Source organism: Micromonospora citrea (assembly GCF_049629545.1).
GTDB classification, from domain to species: Bacteria; Actinomycetota; Actinomycetes; order Mycobacteriales; family Micromonosporaceae; genus Micromonospora; species Micromonospora citrea_A.
Genome location: NZ_JBNADX010000001.1, coordinates 189,385 through 203,500, shown reverse-complemented (window position 1 = coordinate 203,500; position 14,116 = coordinate 189,385). Strand labels below are relative to the sequence as shown.

14 protein-coding genes are annotated in these 14,116 nt (G+C 72.7%); 3 read left to right on the top strand and 11 right to left on the bottom strand.

What is annotated here, in order from left to right; translation table 11 throughout:
• Nucleotides 1-13: 13 nt before the first annotated feature.
• The 5 genes from ACPFP2_RS00880 to ACPFP2_RS00860 form a co-directional block, all read right to left on the bottom strand.
• Entirely contained in the window at nucleotides 14-1,003 is a 990-nt protein-coding gene (locus ACPFP2_RS00880) for a BadF/BadG/BcrA/BcrD ATPase family protein (protein ID WP_424085026.1), read from the bottom strand.
• The gene (locus ACPFP2_RS00875) at nucleotides 990-1,910 is read right to left on the bottom strand and encodes an SDR family oxidoreductase (protein ID WP_424085024.1); all 921 of its coding nucleotides are present in this window, start codon (nucleotides 1,908-1,910) and stop codon (nucleotides 990-992) included. Before ACPFP2_RS00875 ends, ACPFP2_RS00880 begins: the two co-directional genes overlap by 14 nt.
• Complete coding sequence (locus ACPFP2_RS00870; RefSeq protein WP_424085022.1) at nucleotides 1,907-2,578, bottom strand: HAD-IA family hydrolase; 672 nt, start codon at nucleotides 2,576-2,578, stop codon at nucleotides 1,907-1,909. Before ACPFP2_RS00870 ends, ACPFP2_RS00875 begins: the two co-directional genes overlap by 4 nt.
• Nucleotides 2,575-3,705: a 3-dehydroquinate synthase gene (gene aroB, locus ACPFP2_RS00865; RefSeq protein WP_424085020.1), complete on the bottom strand. Its 1,131-nt coding sequence runs from the start codon at nucleotides 3,703-3,705 to the stop codon at nucleotides 2,575-2,577. Before aroB ends, ACPFP2_RS00870 begins: the two co-directional genes overlap by 4 nt.
• A 501-nt stretch (nucleotides 3,706-4,206) precedes the next feature.
• The gene (locus ACPFP2_RS00860; RefSeq protein ID WP_424085018.1) at nucleotides 4,207-5,376 is read right to left on the bottom strand and encodes an MFS transporter; all 1,170 of its coding nucleotides are present in this window, start codon (nucleotides 5,374-5,376) and stop codon (nucleotides 4,207-4,209) included.
• A gap of 143 nt (nucleotides 5,377-5,519) precedes the next feature.
• Here ACPFP2_RS00860 and ACPFP2_RS00855 point away from each other — a divergent pair, with 143 nt between their 5' ends.
• Nucleotides 5,520-6,026 (top strand): Lrp/AsnC family transcriptional regulator, encoded by a 507-nt coding sequence (locus tag ACPFP2_RS00855; RefSeq protein WP_424085016.1) that lies wholly within the window; start codon nucleotides 5,520-5,522, stop codon nucleotides 6,024-6,026.
• A 63-nt stretch (nucleotides 6,027-6,089) separates the two neighbouring features.
• Here the strand turns inward: ACPFP2_RS00855 and ACPFP2_RS00850 are convergent, their stop codons facing one another.
• The 5 genes from ACPFP2_RS00850 to ACPFP2_RS00830 form a co-directional block, all read right to left on the bottom strand.
• A complete protein-coding gene (locus ACPFP2_RS00850) occupies nucleotides 6,090-6,719 on the bottom strand; it encodes a disulfide bond formation protein DsbA (RefSeq protein WP_424085014.1) in 630 nt (209 codons plus the stop codon).
• Nucleotides 6,716-7,960, bottom strand: a complete 1,245-nt coding sequence (locus ACPFP2_RS00845) for an amidohydrolase family protein (protein ID WP_424085012.1) — start codon at nucleotides 7,958-7,960, stop codon at nucleotides 6,716-6,718. Before ACPFP2_RS00845 ends, ACPFP2_RS00850 begins: the two co-directional genes overlap by 4 nt.
• Nucleotides 7,957-9,162, bottom strand: coding sequence for a MalY/PatB family protein (locus ACPFP2_RS00840; RefSeq protein ID WP_424085010.1), 1,206 nt, complete (start codon nucleotides 9,160-9,162; stop codon nucleotides 7,957-7,959). The genes ACPFP2_RS00845 and ACPFP2_RS00840 overlap by 4 nt, the downstream gene beginning before the upstream one ends.
• Nucleotides 9,163-9,197: 35 nt before the next feature.
• A complete protein-coding gene (locus ACPFP2_RS00835) occupies nucleotides 9,198-10,136 on the bottom strand; it encodes an LLM class F420-dependent oxidoreductase (protein WP_424085008.1) in 939 nt (312 codons plus the stop codon).
• An 84-nt stretch (nucleotides 10,137-10,220) separates the two neighbouring features.
• Nucleotides 10,221-10,475: a hypothetical protein gene (locus ACPFP2_RS00830; RefSeq protein WP_424085006.1), complete on the bottom strand. Its 255-nt coding sequence runs from the start codon at nucleotides 10,473-10,475 to the stop codon at nucleotides 10,221-10,223.
• A 510-nt stretch (nucleotides 10,476-10,985) separates the two neighbouring features.
• Between ACPFP2_RS00830 and ACPFP2_RS00825 the strand changes: the two genes are divergently transcribed.
• Complete coding sequence (locus ACPFP2_RS00825) at nucleotides 10,986-11,507, top strand: helix-turn-helix domain-containing protein (RefSeq protein ID WP_424085004.1); 522 nt, start codon at nucleotides 10,986-10,988, stop codon at nucleotides 11,505-11,507.
• 250 nt (nucleotides 11,508-11,757) lie between these two features.
• On the opposite strand, the gene ACPFP2_RS00820 is transcribed toward ACPFP2_RS00825, so the two are convergent.
• Nucleotides 11,758-12,630 (bottom strand): hypothetical protein, encoded by an 873-nt coding sequence (locus tag ACPFP2_RS00820; protein WP_424085002.1) that lies wholly within the window; start codon nucleotides 12,628-12,630, stop codon nucleotides 11,758-11,760.
• Nucleotides 12,631-13,067: 437 nt separating this feature from the next.
• Here ACPFP2_RS00820 and ACPFP2_RS00815 point away from each other — a divergent pair, with 437 nt between their 5' ends.
• Nucleotides 13,068-13,967, top strand: a complete 900-nt coding sequence (locus ACPFP2_RS00815) for a bile acid:sodium symporter family protein (protein WP_424085000.1) — start codon at nucleotides 13,068-13,070, stop codon at nucleotides 13,965-13,967.
• Nucleotides 13,968-14,116: the final 149 nt, after the last annotated feature.

Here is a 14,116-nt window from a genome sequence, read left to right as displayed (position 1 = left end):
TCGGGCCCCGGGTTCAGGTCGTCAGGATCCAGGCGTGCCGCCGGTCGATCGCCTCCGGCACCGCGAGCGGGCGCCCGCCGGTGAGCATGTGTCGCAACGCCCCGAGCACCGTCTCCGCGCTCGTGTCCACCTGCTCGACGTGACCGGCGCCGAGGTCGGCGCGCAGCCGGTCGGCGACCATCGCCTGGAACGGGGGGCAGCCGCTGAAGACGCCACCCACCGTCGCGACGGCGAAGCCCGCCGGCAGGGACAGCCGCCGGCGCACCGCCCGTACGCCGGTGACGAGTTCGCCGGCCGCGCGGTCGAGGATGTCCGCGCAGACCGCGTCGCCGTCCAGCCAGCCGGTGCACACCAGCGGCGCGAGGTCGGCGAGACGCTGCTTGGGGTACGGCTGGGCCGCGATGGCCCGGGCGAGCCCGGGCAGGGTGACCCCGCTCGCCCGGGTCAGCAGGGAGACCAGGGCGGTGCGTGGTCCCCGGCCGTCCAGTGCCCGCACCGCCGCACACAGGCCCTGCCGTCCGATGTCGACGGCTCCGCCCTCGTCGCTGCCCAGGTACTCGCATCCCCCGGCCCGCGCGACCGTGCCACGCCGGTCCACTCCGAGGAACCCGGAGCCGGTGCCGCACACCAGGGCGATGCCCGCGCCGGCCAGCGCCGGCACCCCCCACAGCAGCGGGACGACGTCGTTGGAGACCACGAGCCGGGCGGAGAGGCCGGCCCGTTCGGCGGCCCGGCGCAGCCGGGTCAGCTCCGGCTCCGGATCCTCCGGGTCCAGCGCGGCGCTGGCCAGCCACCCCAGCACCGGCGCGACGCCCGCCGCGGCGATCCCGGCGAACACCTCGTGCAGGGTCCGGTCGGCCGCCGGCCCCGTGGCGTGCGGGTTCACCGACGGCCGGACCCGGTGCTCGCGGGTCCCGTCGGGCCGTACGGCCAGGACGCGGGTGTGGCTGCCCCCGGCGTCGATCGCGACGAGGGTGGCGGTGCCCGGGTCAGCGCCCGGCACGGGCGTTCCCGAGCACGGATCGGACGTCGGCGAGCATCGCGCGCAGCCCGGCCTCGGCCGACATCGGCAGCCATCCGTCGACGCCGAGCATGGGGCCGAAGTCGTCGCAGGCCAACGAGGAGTACCTGGGTCGCGAGGCCCACTGCGTCTCGGCCCGCCGGCAGGGCCGGACCCACCCCTCGTCGGCCCCGGACAGGCGGTAGGCGAGCCGCGCGAAGTCGTACCGGCTCAGCTGCTCGGGCCCGGCCAGGTGGCGGACGCCGACGGGCAGCGCCGGCGCCGCGCACAGCGCGGCGAGCACGTGGGCGACGTCGGAGACGTGCACGGGGGTGAAGTCCTGGTCGACCGGCGCCCGCAGGGGCTCCTGCCGTTGCGCGGCGGTCAGGCAGCGTTGTGCGTAGGTCGCGCGGTGCTGCTCCGTCCAGCCGTACACCAGGCTGACCCGCAGCACGAGGCCCTGCCCGGTGTCGAGCACCGCCCGCTCCGCCGCCGCCTTCACCCGGCCGTACGCGTTCGCCGGGGCGACCGGGTCGGTGGGGCGGCGCAAGGGCCGGTCGCCGGGGAAGACGTTGTCGGTGGAGACGAGCAGCGTCGGCACGCCCAGCTCCGCGACCGTCCGCGCGGTGCCGACGTGCACCTCGGCGGCCTGCTCCTCGTGGTCGTCGATCCAGGTGACGTCGCTGGGCCCGTGGGTGAGGACGACGGCCCGGGGGCGCAGTCGTCGCACCGCCGCGCCCAGCGCGCTGCGACCCGGCGCCCCGGAGAGGTCGACGGGCAGGTGCTCGCCCGTCGGGTCCGGGGTGAGGCCGACGGTCACTGTCGGGTGGCCCTGGCTCCTGAGCCGCCGTGCGACGGCGGCCCCGATGAGGCCCCGGCCCACCGTCAGCACGGGCGGTGCGGGCGTCATCCGTCCACGGCCTCTCGGAGGCGGAGCACCAGCCCCGACGCGGCCGACGTCACGGCGAGGCCGCCCAGGTTCTCCACCAGCGCGTCGAGGTCCGACGTCGGGCCGAGCACCGGCCCCCGGACGCCGATGACCCGGCAACCCGCCGCGCGGGCGGCGAGCACGCCGCTGCTCGCGTCCTCGATCACCACGCAGTCCCGGGGGGCGAGGCCGAGGCCCCGCGCCCCGGCCCGGTATCCCTGCGGGTCGGGCTTTCCGCGCGTCACGTCGTCGGCGGTGACCAGGACCGCGGGTACCGGCAGGCCGACGTGGCTGAGCCGGGACACGGCCAGCGCCCGGCTGCCCGACGTGACGACCGCCCAGCGGTCGCCGGGCAGCTGCGCCAGCAGCGCCGCCGCGCCGGGGCAGGGGCGCAGGTCGACCGTGTCCTCGGCCTGCTCCTTCTCCAGCGTCACCGCCTCGGCTGCGGGGTCCAGGTGCGGGGCCAGCGCGGCGATCGTCTCCGCCGTCGGCCGCCCGTGGCAGGAGGTGAGCACCCGCGCCGGGTCGAGGCCGTGCCGCCGGGCCCAGCCCTGCCAGGAGCGGTCCACGGTGCTGCCGGAGTCGACCAGGACGCCGTCGAGGTCGAAGAGGATGCCGGCGGCGTGCAGGCCGCCGTCGGAGGCCGTCACCGGTCCGGCTCCGACAGCCGGCGCAGCACCGAGAGCACCTCGTCGTCGCCCACGTCGTCGACGATCGCCGTCTCCCCCAGCCGGATCGGCAGCACGAACCGGATCCTGCCGTCGCGGATCTTGCGGATCTGGTCGAGGGCCGCGACCACGGCGTCCGGCTCGACCGGGGCCGGCAGGTCCGTGATGCGTACCGGCAGCTCGACGCGGCGCAGCAGCCGCACCAGGCGGTCGTGCAGGCCGGGGGCGAGGATGCCCCGGTTCGCGGCGATCTCGGCCGCCACCGTCATGCCGAACGCCACCGCCTCGCCGTGCAGCACGGGCCCGTAGCCGGTGACCGTCTCGACGGCGTGCCCGATCGTGTGACCGAAGTTGAGGGGACGGCGCAGGTCGTTCTCATAGGGGTCGTGGGCCAGCAGCTCGCACTTGACCGCGCTGGAGGCGCGGACGAGCCCTTCCAGCGCGTCCATGTCCCGGTCCAGGACGCGGTCCGCCACGTCGGCGATGAGCTCGAACAGCGCGGGCGACCCGATGACGCCCTTCTTGATCGCCTCGGCGAGTCCGGCCGCGAGCTGCCGCCGGTCCAGGGTGGCGAGGTAGCCGACGTTCGAGACGACGGCCTTCGGCTGGTAGAACGCGCCGATCAGGTTCTTGGCGCTGGTGTGGTCGACGGCGACCTTGCCGCCGAGCGCGGCGTCGACGTGCGCGAGCAGGGTGGTCGGCACGTTGATGTACGGCACGCCGCGCATGTACGCGCTGGCGACCCAGCCGACGGTGTCGATCACGACGCCCCCGCCCACGGCGAGCACGACGTCACGGCGGGCCAGGGCGGTGCCGGCGAGCCAGTCGAGCAGTTCGCAGGCGGTCCGCAGGGACTTGTTCGCCTCACCGGCCGGAAAGGACGTCAGGGCGACGTCCACACCGCCGATCCGGAGCTGGTCGGCGAGGTTCTTGGCGTGCAGGGTCGCCACCCGGTCGTCGGTGATGAGCGCGACGCGGCGGCCGTCGATCTCGCGCAGCAGGTGCTGCACCGCGACGGTCTCGTGCTGGCAGACGTGGACGCAGTAGGTCTCGGAGCGGTCGGCGGAGAACCGGTGGGGCGCTCCGCCGGGTCCAGTGGGCAGTGGCACCTCATGGCGGCATCGAACATGAGTTGTCATGCGTTTCCTCAACACTTCCCTGGGCGACAGGGCGGCTGCGTGACGGACGGTGTACGGGGACACGCGCGTCAGGGCGAGGTCTCGGTGCTGCCTTCCGCGAGCGACCCCGGCTCCACCACAGGTACGCCGGGCACGCCTTGATGTCGTTGTCGTCGAGAGACCGGCAGTTCGTCGGCGCGGTTCGCGTCCCCTGACCGGTGGCCCGACACCGTGGCGGCGCCGGGGCGGACTCGTCCCGGCGGCGCCACCGTCGATCGGCTCGACGGTGCCCGCCCCGGGACTCCTCCACGCACCTGCTCGGGAGACGTCGACCGTGTGTGCACACTTCAACACGGCCGTCCCGCACGCGGTCGCGGCTCGACAGATCCCAGTAAGAATCTCGGCGGTCATCGATGTCGGGGCGGCCGGCTCCCGACGTACGGCCACCGATGGCGTGCGCCGGCGGAGCCGCCGGTCGCCCGGGGACCCCGGCTACCCGCGTGGCGTCCGGGCCGGGCCGCGGCGCAGCAGCAGCGGCACGGGGGCCAGCGCGACCAGGCCGCCGGCCAGGGCCACCAGGGGGAAGCCGCCGCCCGCGAAGAGGGCTCCGGCGGCGAGGCTGGCGACGATCGAGGCGGTGAAGACGACGGCGTCCACGGCGCCCTGCACCTCGCTGCGCTCCGCCGGATCCAACTCGCGACTGAGCAGGCTGCTGCTGCCCACGAAGACGAGGTTCCAGCCGTATCCGAGCAGGAACAGCCCGGCCGGCAGGGTCGTGGTGTGCCCGGTCGGCGCGACCATCACGATGGCGGCGGCGGCGACCAGCAGGGCGACGCCGCAGCCCACGGCGAAGCGGCCGCCCATCAGGTCGGCGATGCGGCCGGAGAGCGGGGCGAGGGCGAACATGCCGATCATGTGCGCGCTGAGCACGAGACCGACGACGTCCAGGCCGTGGTCGTGTTCGTGCAGCTGCAGGGGCGTCATCGTCATGACCGTGACCATGGCCAGGTGCGCGGCGAGCATGGCGCACAGGGCGGTGGCGACCGCCGGACGTCGCACCACCTGCCCGATCCGCTGCCGGGAGAAGCCGGGCCGGCGGGCCTCGACACGGCCGGTGCCGGGCAGCAGCGTGGTGACGGTGACCGCCACCGCGGTGAGCCCGGCCGCGGCGAGCACCGCCCCGGAGAGTTCCGGCAGCCCGAGGGCCTCGGCGAACCGGCCGGCGGGAGCGACCAGGGTCGGTCCCGCCAACGCGCCGACGGTGCCGGCCCAGACGATGATGGACAGCCCGAAGGCCTTGCGGTCCTCCGGGTACAGGTCCGCTGCCATGTACCGCGCCACCTGCGCCCCGCCGTTGCCGATGCCGATCAGCACCATGCCGACGAGCAGGGCGGACAGTGCCGTACCGGCGGCGCCGGCGAAGGCGAGGAGCGCGCCGCCGAGCGCGCACAGGTACACCGTGACCAGAGCGGAACGGCCACCCCGCCGCGCCGTCAGCGCGCCCAGGCCGAGCGCGCCGGCCGCCGAGCCGAGCACCCCGGCAGCGTTGGCGAATCCGCTGAGCCGCGACCCGACGGTGTCGGCGACGATGAGCGTGCTCACCGTGCTCGCCGCCACCATGGCGGTGGTCATCATGGCGACACCGATGAACAAGGACGTCATTGAGCGGCCCCGCACGACGGGGGCCGGCTCCTTGAGGAGCGCAATTCCCATGCGGGCAGATTAGATATCCGTCGCCGACGATAGAATGGCATTCGCGTGGCAGATCCGGCTGTCGCCACCCGACTGAAAGGTCATTCGGTGGTATGGCATCTCAACTGGACAAGGCGCTGGACGATGTCGACTGGGAGATCATCCGGGAGCTCCAGCAGGATGCCCGACTGTCGTTCCGCGCGCTCGGCCGGCGGATCAACCTGTCGGCCCCGGCCGTCGGTGAACGGGTCCGGCGGCTGGAGGACCTCGGCGTCATCAGCGGCTACCGGGCGCAGATCAACCCCCGGCTCGCCGGGTACCCGCTGCTGGCCTTCGTGGAGCTGCGGTGCGCCCGGGGACGGTGCCTGCTCGACACCAGCTCCGCCACCGAGCACCCGGAGATCAGCGAGGTGCACAAGCTCAGCGGGTCGTACTGCTCCCTGCTGAAGGTCCGCACCACGTCCCTGGACCACCTGGAGGGCCTGCTCGAACGGCTCGGCCGGCACGGAGAGATCCGGTCCACGCTGGTGCTGTCCACCCAGCACGAGGACGGCCGGGTGTCCGCCCCCCGCGACGACTGGCGCAGCGCCACCCGGCACACCGGCTGGCGGCGCCAGTGACGATCCCGCCCGGCACCGCCGGCACGGAGGCGGCGTGGCCTCCGCACCGGCGTCGACCCAGGGTCAGGAGAACTCCGGCTCCTCGGTCCGGATCCGCTTGAGCTCCCAGAAGTGCGGGAAGTCGGCCAGCCCGGCCAGCGAGTCGAAGAACCTGCCGGCCTGCTCACCGCGCGGGATACGGGAGATAACCGGCCCGAAGAACGCCATTCCGTCGATGTGCACGATCGGGGAGCCCACGTCCGTGCCCACCGGCCGCATGCCGCGCTCGGTGCTCTCCCGGAGCCGGCCGTCGTACTCCTCGCCCTGCGCGGCCTCAGCCAGCTCGGCGGGCAGGCCGACCTCGGCCAGCGCCTCCCGTACCACCCGGTCGTAGTCGGCGTCCCCGCGCTCGTGGATCCGGGTACCGACGGCGGTGTAGAGGTCCCGCAGCACCTCGTCGCCCTTGAGGGCGACGGCGGCGGTGGCCACCCGGACCGGCCCCCACGCCTTGCGCATGCGCGCCAGGAACGCCTCGGGATCGTCCCGGTACTGGGCCGGTACCTCACGGTCGGCGTTGATCAGGGACACACTCATCACGTGGAAGCCGAGATCGATCTCGCGTACCCGCTCGACCTCGAGGAGCCACCTCGACACGATCCACGACCAGGGATCCATCGGGTCGAACCAGAGGTCCACCTTGGCCCGTGCAGTCACCGTAAGCCCTCCTTGATGTCCGTACTCGTCATGGTCGCCGGCCGCGTGACGTCGCCGGCCGGATACGCCCGGCCCCTGGCCACGACCAGCCGGGTACTGCTCAGGGCGCTCAGGTCGACCAGCGGGTCGCCCTCGACGACCAGCAGGTCCGCGCTGTACCCGGCGGCGAGCCGCCCGGTCACCGCGCCGAGACCGATCGCCGCCGCGGAGGCGACCGTGGCCAACTCGACGACCCGGGCCGCCGGGAACCCCAGCCACCGGTACAGCTCCAGCAGGCCGACCAGGTCGTCGAACGTCGCGTTCGCCACCCCGGCGTCGGTCCCGGTGATCAGGGGTACGCCGAACTGTTCGAGCAGGACCAGCCGCCCGTACGTGCGGCGCGCGACGTCGTCGCCCTCGGCGGCGCGTACCGAGCGCCAGTCCGGCCCGCAGGTGGTGCAGCAGGCGGCGACCCCCCGGTCGGCCATCTCCCGCATCAGGCCGTCGTACCGTCGCATCCGACCCTGCGCGTCCATTCCGGTGCAGTGCTCGACGCTGCCGACCCCGGCGGCGACGGCGTCGGCGATGGCGGCGATGCCGTGCGCGTGCGCCGCGACCGACAGGCCGTGACGCCCGGCCTCCTCGACGACGACCCGCAGCTCGGCCTGCGAGAACTGGCTCTCCCACATCCGTGGCCCGCCCGGGGTGAGGTGCCCGCCGCCGGCCATGACCTTGATGACGTCGACGCCCGCCGCCGCCAGCTCGGCCACCTTCGCGCGGATCCCGGCCACCCCTTCGACCACTCCGCCGAGGAAGTGGCAGTGGCCGCGGGGGATCGTCAGAGGGCTGCCCGCGGTGAGGATCCGGGGCCCGGGACGGGTGCCCGCGTCGATCGCGTCGCGCAGCCGCAGGGCCAGCCCGTCCCGGTCGCCGAGGTCACGGACCGTGGTGATGCCGGCGGCGAGCAACCGGGCCGCCCGCTGCGCCATGTCGACGGCAAGGGTTGCGGGCTCGGAGCGCAGCAACGCGCCCAGCGGATCCGGGCTGGCGTCCATGGCGAGGTGCACGTGCCCGTTGACCAGGCCCGGCAGCAGCGTCGCGGTGGGAAAGTCGAGGTGCGGGGTGCCCGGGGGCGCGACGCCCTCCAGCGTGGTCCGTGGGCCGACGGCGGCGATGTGGCCGTCGTCGACGAGGACGCCGCCGTCGACGATGCTCTCGCCGGCCGGACCGGGCAGCACGACCGCGGCGGTGACCAGCATCATGAGTGCCGCACCGTGCCGACGACCCGCCGCAGCACCTCGGTCAGGACGTGCCGCGGCGAGGCGAAGTTCAGTCGTACGAAGCCGTCTCCGCCCGGGTCGAAGTCGGGGCCGGCGCTGAGCAGCACCCGTCCCTCGCGCAGGAACCGGGACGCCGGGTCCTCGTCCCAGCCGAGCGCCCGGCAGTCGAGCCAGCCGAGGTAGGTCGCCTCGGGGGCGAGCAGGCGGATCCCGGGGGCCTCACGCCGGAGGACGTCGCACACGAGGAGCCGGTTCTGCTCCAGGTACCGCAGGGTGGCGGCCTGCCAGGCGTCGCACTCGGTCCAGGCCGCGATCGTCGCCTGCACGCCTAGGACATTGACCGCGCCGAACAGTTCGGCCGGCTGGTCGGCGAGGGCCCGCCGGGCCGCCGCGACACCGACGTGGCACACCGCCGTGCGCAGCCCGGCGAGGTTGAACGCCTTGCTGGCCGAGGTGACGGTGATCGTCCGCGCCGCCACGTCCGGGCCGAGGGAGGCGAAGGGGATGTGCGCGTACGGCTGGTAGGTGAGGTCGCTGTGCACCTCGTCGGAGATGACGAGCAGGTCGTGGCGTACGGCGATCTCCGCCATGGCGTGCAGCTCGTCGGCGGTGAACACCCGCCCGGTGGGGTTGTGCGGGTTGACCAGCAGCAGGACGCGGCAGCCCGTCCCGGCGACCTCCCGGGCGAACCGTTCGGCGTCGAACTGCCAGCGGGACCCGTCGTCGTGCATCGGGATCGGCAGCACCCGCCGGCCCATGGCGGTCACGCCGGCGGAGATCGGGCGGAAGGCCGGCGTGTGGAGGGCGACGACGTCGCCCACGGCGGTGACCAGATGCAGCATCACCTGCACGGCCTGGGTGACGTTGGCGAACTCGCGTACCTGGTCGGCCCTCGGGTGCCAGCCGTAGCGGCCGGCCATGCGGGCGGCGAAGACCTCGCGCAGCGGGCTGACCCCACCCGGCCAGTCGGGGTAGCCGAGATCGCCGCCCGCGGCGATCAGCCGGACGCGGTCGAGGATCGGGTCCGCGACCGGGAAGTCCATGTCCGCGACCCAGGCGGGCAGCACGTCGACCGGGACGCACCGCCACTTGGCGCCCGGTCTCTGCCGCAGGTGGGCGAGGTCGAGGTCGTCGAAGGAGCGGGTGATGACCTCGGTCGAGGTCGTGGTGAGGGCTGCCCCCATGTGCGGTGTCTCCCGTGGTGGCCGGACGGTTGCCGTCATCGAGCGAGCTGGGGTACCACCTTCTCGGCGATCAGGTCGACGTGCGCCTCGTCGGACAGGTCGAGCAGCTGCAGGTAGATCCGCTCGACGCCGGTCTTCTGCTGCCACTGCCCGATCCGGTCGACGACCTCGGCGGGGGTGCCGGCGATGCCGTTGGCCCGCAGGTCGGCGGGGTCACGGCCGATGGCCTCGGCGCGACGGCCCACCTCGGCGTCGTCCCGGCCGACGCACACCGTCTGCGCGACCGACCGGACGATCTCGGCGGGATCGCGGCCCAGTCGGTGGCAGGCGGCGTCGACCCGCTCGAACTGCGCCGCGCAGGTCGGCATGTCGCGCAGCGACACGTTGAACTCGTCGGCGAAGCGCGCGGCCAGGGCCGGGGTCCGCTTGACGCCCTTGCCGCCGATGATGATCGGGGGGCGAGGGCTCTGCGCCGGCTTCGGCAGGGCCGGCGAGTCGGCCAGCTGATAGCACCGGCCGGTGTACGAGTACTTCTCCCCCACCGGGGTGGCCCAGTACCCGGTGATCAGTTCGAGCTGCTCGGTCAGGCGGTCGAACCGCTCGCCGAGCGGCGGGAACGGTATGCCGGTGGCCTGGTGCTCGCCCTCGAACCAGGCGGCGCCGAGACCGAACTCGACGCGGCCCCCCGACATCTGGTCCACCTGGGCCACGATGACGGCCAGCGCGCCGGGGTGGCGGAAGGTGGCCGCGGTCATCAGCGTGCCCAGGCGGATGCGGGAGGTCTCCCGCGCCAGGGCGGCGAGGGTGGTCCAGGCGTCGCTGGGGCCGGGCAGGCCGGCACCGGAGCCGGTGGTCATCAAGTGGTCGGAGCGGAAGAATGCGGGGAAACCGGCGTCCTCGGCGCGCTTCGCGATGCGGAGCAGATCCTCGTGCGAGGCGCCTTCCTGAGGCTCGGTGAAGATCCTCAATTCCATGGCGGTCACGGTAGACGAGCCTTCGCAGCGGCCGTCGTGAATCTTTCCGGCATCTTTCGGCGGGCCCGGCGATCCCGTTCCGCTCTACCGGAGGACCATGAGGGACACCACCACGCCGACAGTGAGGAGAACCGAGAGGCACGCCATGACGGCGGATCCCGACAGCGCGCGGGAGCCTCCGACGACCGCCCGGGCCGCCGACGGTTCACCCCGCTGCGGCATCCGCGCGAGATGGTTCATGTCGGAGAGCATCGCTTCCCAGTTCACGTCCGCCGAGTACGACATCCGGTCGGCCCGGCTCGGTGCGGCCTCGGCGGACTCTTCGTGGAGATGCTGCACGGCCTACTCCGATCCGCACCGGGCATCGCGCCGACCCCCGACAACACGAGCGCCGTTTCCGAACTGCCCGGGGGCGGACCGCCGGGATGTGTTCGTCGCCCCTGGCACGGACGTCGCGCTGGACGTCGCGATTCTACGAGTCGGCTCTGCGGTGGAGGCGGATTCTTTCTCGTTTCTTTCACGTCCCGACCGGGGCCGTGGCGTCGTGCCGCAGGCGATCGCGGCCGGGCCGCCCCACCGGATTCGGGCCGGCGACGCCCGGCCGGCGCAATACCTCACCCGGCTATCCGCGTCAAGCGGGGTTCGTGCTGAACGGCCCCGATCCCCGAGGCTTCTCAGCGCCGTAACAAGCCATAAAATATTGGCGCTTGCCACTCGAAATGGCTCGCGGGGGGCACCTTGCATCACGCAGCCGGCGTTCCGCATCCGCTATGCCCATCACCCCGGTCCCCCCACTGCAGTTCGCACCACGCCGACGACAGCACTCGCGAAGGGTGACCCGGGGGGAACATGTTCAACCGCAGCATCCACGATGTGGAAATCATCCGTTGGCCCGAAGAATCGGCACGACGGGAACGGTGCAGGAACTCAGGAAGATTGCGCCTGCTGATCGTGGCGACCGGCACGACGCCGCCGATGTGCACCGACCCCCGGGAGGACTGGGTCCGCGTCCCGGCCCCCCGGGAGGATCTCAGCCTCCGGGCCAGGGCCCTGCTGGCACGGGCCGGATCGCATCAAATCCCGCAGGTCGACATGGACGGTGTCCTCACCTTCCGCAGCCAGTCGGTCGCCCTGTCCCGGGGCGAGGCGGCCGTGATGGAGGTGCTGATCCGCAACTTCGGGCTGCTCGTCGCCCGCGAGGCGCTCTGTGACGAACTCGCCGGAGGTGACCAGCTCTCCAGCCGCAACTCCCTCGATCTGCACATCATGCGGCTGCGCCGTCGGATCACGCCGCTCGGGCTCGTCATCCGTACCGCCTGGGGGCGGGGATACCTCGTCGAATCGGCCGATCCCGAAACCGGCACGAACTGACTCGGCACGGGGTCGCGGATGCCGCCGTCGACCGTCGCGTCGACGGCGGCATCCGGAGCCCGGAACCGAGTGTGGTCACGACACACGGGCGGGCACTTGCCACCCGGCAAGGACGTCCGCGAATGGGACGGACGGGTTTCGCGAAGCGGCCCGCGCAATGGCGTGGAATCACCGCCGGGCCGTACCCGATCGGCAGCCCCACATCCGTGTGACCGACGCCGGGCACGTCACCGGTCGGCGCGATCTGGCCCTACGCGTACGGGTCGACCCGGCCGATGACGATCGGGCGGGCGTCCATGTCGTACCAGGTGGGAGAGCTCAGGCTCCACCGGTGCGCGACGATCCGGCCGGTGCTGCGGCTGGTGCGGATGAACATCCAGCCCGATCCGGCGCCGTCCGCCTCCGCCCACTTCTGGGCATCGGTGTCGTAGTAGAAGCGGCTGTCCGGGTAGCCGCGCGGGTTGGCCGGGTTGCCGTGCGGGCTGGAGGTGCTGTCCAGCAGCGAGATCGCCCACTCGCGGTAGTCGGGGTGGCTGTCGTCGTACAGCCGGCTGCCCGGACCGACGATCGCCGTGTGTCCACTCTCGGTGCCGCTCGCGCCGATGTACTTGATGGCCATGACGTCCCCGGGGTACAGGGTCATGTAGGGAAGGAACGACAGGTCGAAGGCGCGCATGCCCGGAATGTCGTCGGTTCGGTCCCGGTCGGCGACGAAGGCGTCGTGGAAGGCGGCGCTGTTCGGGTACTGCGCGCCGAACTCGGTGCTGAAGAAGGTCGGGGTCGCCCACGCGAAGGTGTGGGTCAGCAACCGGCGGACGAAGGTGGCGCACCGGGTCTCGTTACGGTAGGTGGTCGGTTGGCCGGGTGTGCCGAAGACGACGGTGGTCGCGGCCCCGGGTGAGCTGTAGAAGTTGTAGGCGCTCTCCTGCGGCCAGCCGATCCGGTCCAGGTTGTCGACGAGTTCGACGGCGGCGTCGGCCAGGGGCTTGCCGTGGTTGATCTGCCCCATCTCGGTACCGTCGTCGGCGGACGACGGCGCCGCGCCGAGACCGAGGGTGACGGCCACGGCGGCGACGACGGTCACACCGGTGCGGAGGGCGGGTCGCCATGCTCTGGTGTTCATCAGTGCGCTTTCTGTGCGTACGATCCCGTCGGGCGGGAGACGCATTCGGGTGATGCGTCGAGGGAAGTATTCGACGCGCCCCACCGCCCCGACATACGGTTTTCGCGACGACCGGCCCCGGCCCGCGATAATGCCGTTGACCGTTTCACACTCATCCTGAGCTGCGAAGACGTGTCCAGCGAGGCGGGCCCAGGGTGCCGGTGAATTGCTTCGGCGTCTGTCCTTCGACAGTTCCCCTGTCGGTGTCCCGACGGACCGGTGATTGATCGGCGGGCCGTTCCTCATCGCGCTTTCCGATGCTCAGCGACGGCTATCTACGGGGTCGGCCTCGTCGTCCACGGCGACGCAGGGCAGCGCACGCCGTGAGATGGCCGGCGCACCCTCCCGGTGTGACGATCCGGTGGTCCTTCGTGTCCGCGACCAGGAGGCCCGCCGCCATGAGCTCCGACGTGTCGCTCGTGCTCTTCCCCGTCGCCCTGGGCATCGTCATGCTCGGCCTGGGGCTCACCCTCACGGTGGGCGACTTCCGCCGCGTCGCCACCTACCCCCGGGCCGTGTTCGTCTCCCTGATCTGTCAGATGCTGGTGCTGCCGGCCGTCTGCCTCGGCCTGGTGCTCGCCGCCGACCTGCGGGCGGAACTGGCGGTCGGGATGATGCTGCTCGCCGCCTCCCCCGGCGGCAGCACCGCCAACCTCTACAGCCACCTGTTCGGAGGCAACGTCGCGCTCAACGTCACACTGACCGCGATCAACTCGGTGCTCGCGCTGTTCACGCTGCCCCTGATCGTCAACCTGTCCATCGCCGCGTTCATCGGCTCGGACAGCTCCATCGGCCTGCAGTTCGACAAGGTGCTCCAGGTGTTCGCCCTGGTCCTCGTTCCGATCGCCATCGGCATGACCGTCCGCCGGCGACGTCCCGAGTTCGCCACCCGGATGCAGCGCCCGGTGAAGGTGCTGTCCATCGTGGTTCTCGTCGTGGTGCTCACCGGCGCGGTGATCGGCATCAGGGACGAACTCGCCGCGACCGTCGGCGCGGTCGGCCTCATCGCCCTGGTGTTCAACCTGATCAGCCTGGCCATCGGGTACGCCGCGCCGCGCCTGCTGCGCGTCGGGCACCCGGAGGCCGTCGCGTCGTCGTTCGAGATCGGCATCCACAACGCCACCCTGGCCATCACGATCGCGCTCAGCCCGGCCCTGCTCGACAACAGCGACATCGCCATGCCACCGGCCATCTACGGCACCCTGATGTTCTTCACCGCCGCCGCCGTCGGCCTGCTCTCCGCGCGCCGTGGCAGAAGCCGGGACGAGGCCCCTCGGCCTGTGACCGGCGGACGGTAACACGACCGCAACGGAGGCGGTCATGGTGGCCGGGGCAGCCAGGAGCTGACGAACGGAGCGGGCGTCACCCGTCCGCGGTCGATGACCGTGACGGCGTCGGCGAGGGTGTCGGCTTCTCCCGGTACTGGGTTGTCAGGAGGACCCGGTGA

Bases quoted from the DNA above. Each gene is read 5' to 3' on its own strand.
- ACPFP2_RS00875 (WP_424085024.1), bottom strand. From the start codon at position 1,910: ATGACGCCCGCACCGCCCGTGCTGACGGTGGGCCGGGGCCTCATCGGG.
- ACPFP2_RS00860 (WP_424085018.1), bottom strand. From the start codon at position 5,376: ATGACGTCCTTGTTCATCGGTGTCGCCATGATGACCACCGCCATGGTG.
- ACPFP2_RS00855 (WP_424085016.1), top strand. From the start codon at position 5,520: ATGGCATCTCAACTGGACAAGGCGCTGGACGATGTCGACTGGGAGATC.
- ACPFP2_RS00845 (WP_424085012.1), bottom strand. From the start codon at position 7,960: ATGATGCTGGTCACCGCCGCGGTCGTGCTGCCCGGTCCGGCCGGCGAG.
- ACPFP2_RS00840 (WP_424085010.1), bottom strand. From the start codon at position 9,162: ATGGGGGCAGCCCTCACCACGACCTCGACCGAGGTCATCACCCGCTCC.
- ACPFP2_RS00835 (WP_424085008.1), bottom strand. From the start codon at position 10,136: ATGGAATTGAGGATCTTCACCGAGCCTCAGGAAGGCGCCTCGCACGAG.
- ACPFP2_RS00825 (WP_424085004.1), top strand. From the start codon at position 10,986: ATGTTCAACCGCAGCATCCACGATGTGGAAATCATCCGTTGGCCCGAA.
- ACPFP2_RS00820 (WP_424085002.1), bottom strand. From the start codon at position 12,630: ATGAACACCAGAGCATGGCGACCCGCCCTCCGCACCGGTGTGACCGTC.
- ACPFP2_RS00815 (WP_424085000.1), top strand. From the start codon at position 13,068: ATGAGCTCCGACGTGTCGCTCGTGCTCTTCCCCGTCGCCCTGGGCATC.